Consider the following 8,248-nt stretch of genomic DNA (forward strand, 5'->3'; position numbering starts at 1 on the left):
CCTCAGGGGCCTCAAGGACCTCAGGGACCTCAGGGGCCTCAGGGGCCTCAAGGACCTCAGGGACCTCAGGGGCCTCAAGGACCTCAGGGACCTCAGGGGCCTCAGGGGCCTCCACTCTCAGATTTAATTCCCTCCACTAATTTATTATATTTTACTTTTTCAGATGGTCAAAAACGCCTTTATACCAATAATGATGGGATAGCTCAATATGGAACCACTGAAATATTGGCACCTGAAGAAGCTTCTTATATCAATTTATTTATTAATGGTATTCTACAGCCTAATATTAATTATCAAATTCAAAAAGGAAGCTTAACTTTACTAACAGAAGAAGTGCCTTCAAAAGGGGTTCCTATTATTATCCAATTTGTGTTAATTAATAAGGAAGTATAAAAAAGTTTATAAATTCTAAGATAGTCATAAAAAAAGAGCTGACTTCCCCAGTTGGGAAATCAGCTAAAAAATACAATACATTAGTTAGTTTACAACAAACTCAACCACAATAGGAGTAGCAGATGCAAGGGTGTCTCCATCAGGAATGGTAATAGAACTAGTAGTAACTGTTGAAGTATCACCTGTTTGAATTTGCCCGTTAATATAAAGATTATAATAAGCAGGAGCAGTTGGAAAAACTGTAGCAGCTGTTCCTCCATCAGTAGTAAAAGCTGTAGCAAGAATATTATAGGTAGCGCCAGTACCTGTTCCTGCTCCTGCAGTGCTACTAAACCTTAAAGAATTCATAAAGGGCTTAACGATTGGCATTTATAATCCTCCCTTCTTAATTATTGAATTATTTATCGCTCTTCTTTTTTTAAAATTTTAAAATGCTTCTTTACGAATACACTTTGAAATCATTAAAGGAAATATAAAACAACGCTAATTCTCTATTTATTATTCTTCTACTTTAATTTAGAAACGGCAAAAGACCTAAATGGTAAAAAGATTCTTCACCATTTAAAAATTTGGACTGCCTATATAGACTATTGACCGTGGCAAATAATAGAAATCTGACTATTAATAGATAGAGGGGATATTAACATTCTTTCTACATCCCATGCTTCGAAAGGAGAATAAGACATATGCCTATTATTAAACCTGTTTTTACAGCCACTAGTACAATTGCTGGAGATATTACAGTAGCAACAGCAACGAGTGTGGCTCCTACCCCAGCAAGATTTACAACATTTGTAACGGCCCCAATGGTTGCAGGAGGAGTCACATCGATACCTGCTGGAAGCTTTATTGATGATGTAGGAGCAACAATCACAGCTTTGCCTGATGTAACAGCTAATTCTTACGCTAATATATATATCAATGGAGTCATGCAACCTACTAATGTCTACACTTTATCTACTACAGCCTTAAATATTGATGATACTGTAACTGTTGGAGCACCTGTAATTGTAGAATTTGTTACTCACTCTGCAACTTCTACCTCAACTCCAACTAGTACGTTATCTGTCACTACCGTAATTAATACGTAATCCTATATAAAATAAAAAACATGACAAACCTTTAATCTTGTCATGTTTTTTATTTTATATTGGAGTGTAACATTTGAATTTCCAATATAAATAATTGCTCTTTATATAGACTCGTAAAAAAGATTCTTTTTAAATATGCCTTTCATTGTCCAATCAACTGAAAACCCTATTCTATATACTATAGTGTAAGAAAAAAAAGGAGTGATTGATATAAACTTACAAGATATAAAAGGCCCTTATAATTTGGTGGCTGGCTTAGGAAGCTGGTGTGGCCCAGCGCTTTATTCCGAACGTCACGGTTTGAGAAGGCATTCGTTTCCCCTCGATTGGATGCAATCTCCTTATCTCCCCGATATAAATACATTATTAAGAAATAAATTTCAAGGTTTTATGGAAGCAGAAAACATAATTGAAAAAGACATACTCGCTAATTATATGGATGATAACGGGTACCCTATTTTTAAACCAGGAACTTCTGAATCAATAAGAGCTCATTATGTTACAGATATTAAATATAACATCGACTCTGTCCACGATTTCCCCATGATTCCTAATCAAGACTGGTCTGCCCAATATCCACCTTATAAAATAAGATTAGATCATCGTATTCAAACATTTCTTAATCAAATCGCGCAAAGTCAACGTACGTTATTTATAAGATATGAATGGATGCCCACAAGCTACGAAGACGTAATTAACTTAAAATCAATTTTAACAGACATGACTAACGGTAACTTTAACCTTCTGTTAGTTGAGACTGTTGACGAAGAATTACATGGAGTAAAAGACATGAATTTTGGAACACCTGAAGACAAAATTTGTTGGGTTCAAGTTTCGCGAGATAATTGCACCAATACTTCTGTTTGGAATGATTTATTAAGCGGCATAACACTATTAAATTAAACGTTACTCTTTTTTCCTATAATATATAAAAGAAAAGGGACAAGTATACAAGCAAACCTCCTTAATTTTCATATTAATATAATAGAAACATATAAAGGAGGTTACACTTTGAGTTGTTCTAAAAAAAGAAAGTGCTACTGTAGTTGTCTAAATTCCAAACCTTCAAGAAAAAAAGAAAAAAATTGTAAAAAAACAAAATGTGCAGAGAAAAATTATTTTTGTTCCAATAGATATAACAATGCACTTATTGAAACTGATACCAGACAACAGATCCTCAGTGATCAAGTTTCTGATTCAATCATTCTTGTGAAAAACTCCTGTGATGTTACTATTACTGCAACAGATACACAAACAGCCATATTTCTTCAAAGCTTCATACAAATATTAACCATTTTGTTACTTTCAATAGGTCTCGATGCCAATTCAATAAGGCTGTTTTTACAAGAAGTTTCCCAAACCGCAAGGTCACTTCAATTAAATAGACAAAGAGTTATCGTTAAAAACAGTAAAGGTGTCAATGTAACAACATCCAATAACGATACAGCTGTTTTTATACAAAATTTTTTACAAGCGTTGACCTTGTTACTAACTCCTTAGAAAACCATTGACCCTTTAATGACCTATTAATAGAGTTGTTGAAAATACTACGGGAGCAGAGTTATGACAGGTAGTATCTTCAATATACCCTCATAAACTAACTAACAGTGTACAAGCTATTGAAAATTCTTTGCTACTACAGCCTGTACACTTTTTATTACAGAGAAAGTTATCTAAAGCCACTACATTTATAGAATGCCTATATTACAACAAAAAGCAAAACACTTTTTATAACCTCTATGTAAACGATTTTCCATAACTATAAAAGAGTTTTTCATTCATCACAAATACATATGTAATACTCATAAAAAAGAAGCGTGTTAGCACACATTCCATATCTATGGACAAATAAGTAACGCTTTAAGAAAGAAATGGAGTAATTCATTAACTTATAAACTACCTATAAGTAAACGTTTTTTCTATCCGTATTTCCCATTTCTTAATGTAGCAAGTAATTGTTCTAAATTGTATTTTCTCGCAATAGGAAATAAACTTTTCCCTGGTTCTCCTTCATACTTCTGAAAAAGATCCAATATAATAGGTCGGTTTTCTTCATGAAATTTATCTATTTTGTAAAAGCTTTGTTTAACCAATTTTTCAGTTATTTTTATGTGCATTTTTTTATTCTGTTCTCGTATTAAAAATCGTTCTTTAGATTCTTGGGGGACAACATCTAAAAAAATAATAATATCGGCTTTACTAAAACGTAAATCATACGTATCTAGATATCCCCATCCCTCAACAATCCAACTTGCTGTATTTAACACCCTTTCTAACTTTTTTTTAAAGTACCTCTTTCGTTGCCTAATGTGCGATATTTTTCTCATTTTAGGTTCTCTAAACCACAAATCTAAATGATGGATAGGTATATGTAATTTTTCACCTAACTGTGCAGCTAGTGTAGTTTTACCCGAACAACTATTACCAAATATTACAATTTTACACATTAATATCACCTCAATTTATGTATAAAATTAAATCAAGAAAATTATTACCATTTGTATATTCAATTATGCTCGCTACGTACAAAATATCATGAACTTTAATTCAAAAAGCTATCCAACAAATAACTTGTTGGATAGCTTTTTAGCTGCTACTTATTTTCTTATAACAAATTCAATAGTAACTTGAACGGATGTCCCCTCTATACTGATGATCTGCACAACAGCTGAATCCTCTCCTGTAAAGTTTACGTTAGGGATGTAAATAAACTCGCCGGTCTCCGTATTAAGTTTAAATCTACCATTCTTCGTCCCCTTTAAGATTTGATATTTAAGCGGTAGGTTTTTGTCTGTACAAGCATCAATTTCACCACATATTTTCTTGTTAATTGTTCCTTTTATGCATTGATCAGATACCTTTATAGGACATTTACCTTTTGATTTATTTTTGCGCGGATCTCGCAACGATTTCTTTTTATTTTTAGATTCACCAGGAACTGGTGTCGGTGCTGGCGTTACTCTTCTTTCCACGATGAAAGTAAGTGCTGCTTCACTTGAAGCTCCATCTGAATTAGTGACTCTTATGATTACTGTATCTGTTCCTACAAAATTAACGTTAGGGACATAGATAAACTGGCCTGTATTTTGATTAATTCTAAACTGTCCGTTTTGAGCACCTGTTATAGCTTGATAAATTAGTGGTAAAGAATTTGGATCAATAGCAATGAGCTGACCAGTAGTAAGAGTATTAACAAATAACTTTATTACTTGCCCGACCACATTAGGAGGCTGAGGATCTCTTCCTACTACAACTGTTACCACTACCAGTAATTCTGTTCCTAGATCGTCTCGTACTAATACAGTAAAGGTATCCGTTCCTACAAAATTAGGCGCAGGCTGATAGACAAACCTTCCATTGGAATCAACGGTTACGCTACCACTTAAAGGAGCTGTTGCTAGTGTATAATTTAATGGACGTGCCAGCAAATTTGTTACCTGAATATTACCAACCAATTGAACCCCCTGCAAAGTAGCAAAGGTATTATCTCCTGGAGTAATTATATTATTACTTGCGGTAGAATTGACAGTAACAATTGAAAACGCTTGTTGTCCGTCACTGTTTCTTACAGATACCACGAATTGATCCTGACCAACAAAGCCTGAATTTGGTGTATAACTAAACGTTCCATCTGTTCGTAGTACAAGTACTCCATTCGTTGGTGGGGTAGCCACAGCAAAGGTAAGAGGCCTTCCTAATGCATCCGTTGCGATAATTTGACCTTCAATAATTTGACCAGTTGGCGTGGTTAAAAGCTGATTTTCAGCTGTAATTGGATCGTTCACTCCCTGAATTAAAACCGTAACACTAGTTGTTGCTGACTGACCAAGATTATTTGTAACAATTACCGTGAAAGAATCTATTCCAGTAAATCCGAGGTTTGGCGTATAGATAAATGAACCATCAGGATTAAAATTCACTGTTCCGTTTGCAGGTAAACTCTGAATTTGATAGGTTAATGGATTACCTAATGCATCAACTGCCGTAACTTGACCTGTAACAGGTTGGTTAGTTACTCCTTGAACCGTAAGAGGAGTTACAACAATGCTATCTTGATTTTCTTGAACAACTATCCGTACAATACCAATTGCAGAGTCTCCTCTGTCATTTTGAATCAACACAGTAAAACTATCTTCTCCAAAAAATGCTGGATTTGGTGTATAGCTAAACGTTCCATCTGCATTTACCACAGCTGTTCCATTGGATGGAGATGCATTTAAAGAAAACCTAATTGGTCTCCCAAAAGGATCAGTAGCCGATATCGTCCCTGAGACAGTTACACCTTGCTGAGTCTGTACTGTGATGTCTTGTGGTGTAATAGTACTTTGAACCGGATCAATTATAATTAAAACTGAAGCAATTGCTTGATCTCCTTGATCATTTTGAACCAGAACGTCAAATTGATCAGTTCCACTCACACCAGGAGTTGGTGTATAAACAAACGTTCCATCTGGATTTAAGATAACCGTTCCATAAGCAGGGAGGTTGTTAAGGGTATAGGTTAGTGGCCTATTTAGCTGATCTCGAACTGAAAGTGCACCATTTACACTCTGCCCTACTACTGTTCGAACAGTAGTATTACTGACTACAATTTGATTTACCAATTGTGTAACAGTTATTTGAACCGTAGTAGCTGCATTTAAACCTTTCTCATTTTGAACAGATACTGTAAAAGAATCTGTTCCTATGAATCCTGGATTTGAAGTATACGTGAAAGTACCGTCTGGATTTAGTATTAAATTTCCATTCGCTGGTCCGCCAAGTAAGGCATAAGTTAATGCTTCTCCTTGTGGATCAATAGCTGCAATACTTCCTGTTACGGGCTGCTGTTCGATTGTTGATAGTGCTTGATTAGCTACAATTGGCGCCTGTTCTATCGGTCCCTGAGTAATAACAGAAATAGTTGCAACAGCTGTATTACCAAGAACATCACTTACAAGTACTTGAAATTGATCTGTTCCAAAGAATCCAGGATTTGGCGTATAACTAAATATCCCATCTGGGTTAACTATGACAGATCCACTATTTGGATTCGACGTAAGCGTATAAAACAATTGGTTTCCACTCAAATTTGTAGCACTTACTTGCCCAGAAACTGGGGTGTTGAATAAAGTCGTTATTTCACTATTGACCACTGAAATTATGTCTCCTACTACTACTGTCACAACAGCATTAGCAATACTTTGATTTCCAGCTGAATCTATAACAACGATATCAAAGATATCTTCTCCTGTGAATCCAAGATTTGGAGTATATACTAAAGTTCCATCTTGGTTTAATACAACAGTTCCATTTGATGGCGGAATGGCTACAGCATAACTTAATGGAGAGCCTGCTGGATTCACAGTAGCGATAGACCCACTTACAGGTTGATTTGCTAAAGTAGTTAACGTTAGCCCTTCAGCGCTAACCGGTAAATCTTGAGATTGGACTTCTACAGTAATAGTTCCAAACCCTTGGTTTCCAAGAGGATCTCTGGCGAAAACAGAGAATGAATCTGTTCCTACAAAACTTGGATTCGGCGTATACGTAAATGTTCCATCTGAATTAATAATGGCCGTACCATTAAGTGGTGCTAAATTTAGACCATATACTAGTGGATCTCCTTCAGGATCAAAGGCAGGAACTTGCCCTGTTACAAACTGACCCTGGACAGTTGAGAGTGATAAATCTACAACAATCGGTGGTTGGTTCACCCGAATTACACTGATAGTTACAAGAGATTGTGCACTAGCTCCGCGACTATCCCTCACCTCCACTGTGAAAGAATCCAAACCAATAAAATTAGGGTTTGGGGTATACAAAAAGGTACCATCTGGATTTACCACAGCTGTTCCATTAAAAGGAGTACCAGATAAACTAAAAGTGAGTAGATTATCGTCTGGATCTGTGGCAAAAACTTGCCCGTTAATTGCTACATTTTCTATAGTCTGAAGGATAACATTACTTGTAACTGGCGAACTGTTCACGTCAATAACTGTAACATTTACAATAGACACTGCTGTGAGACCTGTTGAATCTTCTACAATAACCGTAAATAAATCTGGACCTACATAATTAGAATTAGGTGAATATATAAAACTGCCATCTCCATTTACTATGACGCTTCCATTCACTGGAGAAGTTCCTAAACGATACGTGAGCAGATCTCCATTCGGATCGCTTCCTACTACCTGGCCAGTTACAGATTGATTTTCAGGAGTGGTAACCGAATAATTAGGTACAGTGGGTGGCTGTTCAACTGGTATAACAATAACAAATACATTCGTAATAATAAACTGTCCAGCTGGATCGGCTATACGTACAGTAAATGTATCATTTCCAGCAAAATTCTCATTTGGTACATAAGTGAATAACCCTTCTTGATTGATTACGGCTGTTCCATTAGTCGGTAGATCTTGTAAGGTGTACGTCAGCACCTCTCCATCTGGATCAGTTGCTACGATTTGGCCTGTAACAGGGCTTTCTTCAAAAGTAGTAACCGTAATAACATCTGGACCTACTGGTGGATCATTCACTGGAAGAATCGTAATCGTGATGGTGGAAATGGCTGTTCCTCCTTGGCCGTCGCTTACTACGACACTAAAGCTATCTACCCCGTTGTAATTTTCGTTTGGCGTATACGTGTAGGTCCCGTCTGAATTTACTACCACCGTTCCATTTGCTGGACCTGTCAGTAACCCATATGTTAGGGGATTTCCGTCCACATCTGTTGCCACCACTTGGCTATTTAAACTCGTGTCTTCGTTGATCACAAACTCATA

Annotated in this window: 7 protein-coding genes; 4 read left to right on the forward strand and 3 right to left on the reverse strand. The window is 36.2% G+C overall.

What is annotated here, in order from left to right; all coding sequences use genetic code 11:
- A partial coding sequence (locus tag ACRPLY_RS26670; protein WP_432232214.1) for a DUF4183 domain-containing protein occupies positions 1-393 on the forward strand: 393 nt, incomplete at its 5' end.
- Positions 394-477: 84 nt separating this feature from the next.
- Here ACRPLY_RS26670 and ACRPLY_RS26675 read toward each other — a convergent pair.
- Entirely contained in the window at positions 478-762 is a 285-nt protein-coding gene (locus tag ACRPLY_RS26675) for a DUF4183 domain-containing protein (protein WP_154974766.1), read from the reverse strand.
- 317 nt (positions 763-1,079) lie between these two features.
- Here ACRPLY_RS26675 and ACRPLY_RS26680 point away from each other — a divergent pair, with 317 nt between their 5' ends.
- From ACRPLY_RS26680 to ACRPLY_RS26690, 3 genes are all read left to right on the forward strand, one after another.
- Entirely contained in the window at positions 1,080-1,484 is a 405-nt protein-coding gene (locus ACRPLY_RS26680; RefSeq protein ID WP_028412740.1) for a DUF4183 domain-containing protein, read from the forward strand.
- Between the two features lie 201 nt (positions 1,485-1,685).
- Entirely contained in the window at positions 1,686-2,387 is a 702-nt protein-coding gene (locus ACRPLY_RS26685; protein ID WP_154974769.1) for a DUF1796 family putative cysteine peptidase, read from the forward strand.
- Between the two features lie 108 nt (positions 2,388-2,495).
- The gene (locus tag ACRPLY_RS26690; RefSeq protein WP_098627456.1) at positions 2,496-2,984 is read left to right on the forward strand and encodes a spore coat protein; all 489 of its coding nucleotides are present in this window, start codon (positions 2,496-2,498) and stop codon (positions 2,982-2,984) included.
- Positions 2,985-3,403: 419 nt separating this feature from the next.
- Here ACRPLY_RS26690 and ACRPLY_RS26695 read toward each other — a convergent pair whose 3' ends face one another.
- On the reverse strand, positions 3,404-3,931 hold the full coding sequence (locus tag ACRPLY_RS26695) for an adenylate kinase DNA topology modulator (RefSeq protein WP_432232215.1): 528 nt from the start codon (positions 3,929-3,931) through the stop codon (positions 3,404-3,406).
- A 150-nt stretch (positions 3,932-4,081) separates the two neighbouring features.
- Positions 4,082-8,248: Ig-like domain-containing protein (locus ACRPLY_RS26700; RefSeq protein WP_432232216.1), on the reverse strand; the 4,167-nt coding region annotated here is incomplete at its 5' end.

This window comes from Priestia sp. TGN 0903 (assembly GCF_050846855.1).
Lineage (GTDB): Bacteria > Bacillota > Bacilli > Bacillales > Bacillaceae_H > Priestia > Priestia zanthoxyli.

What these genes read in the sequence shown, in the direction of transcription:
- ACRPLY_RS26695 (WP_432232215.1), bottom strand. Translation starts at nt 3,931, where the DNA reads ATGTGTAAAATTGTAATATTTGGTAATAGTTGTTCGGGTAAAACTACA.
- ACRPLY_RS26680 (WP_028412740.1), top strand. Translation starts at nt 1,080, where the DNA reads ATGCCTATTATTAAACCTGTTTTTACAGCCACTAGTACAATTGCTGGA.
- ACRPLY_RS26675 (WP_154974766.1), bottom strand. Translation starts at nt 762, where the DNA reads ATGCCAATCGTTAAGCCCTTTATGAATTCTTTAAGGTTTAGTAGCACT.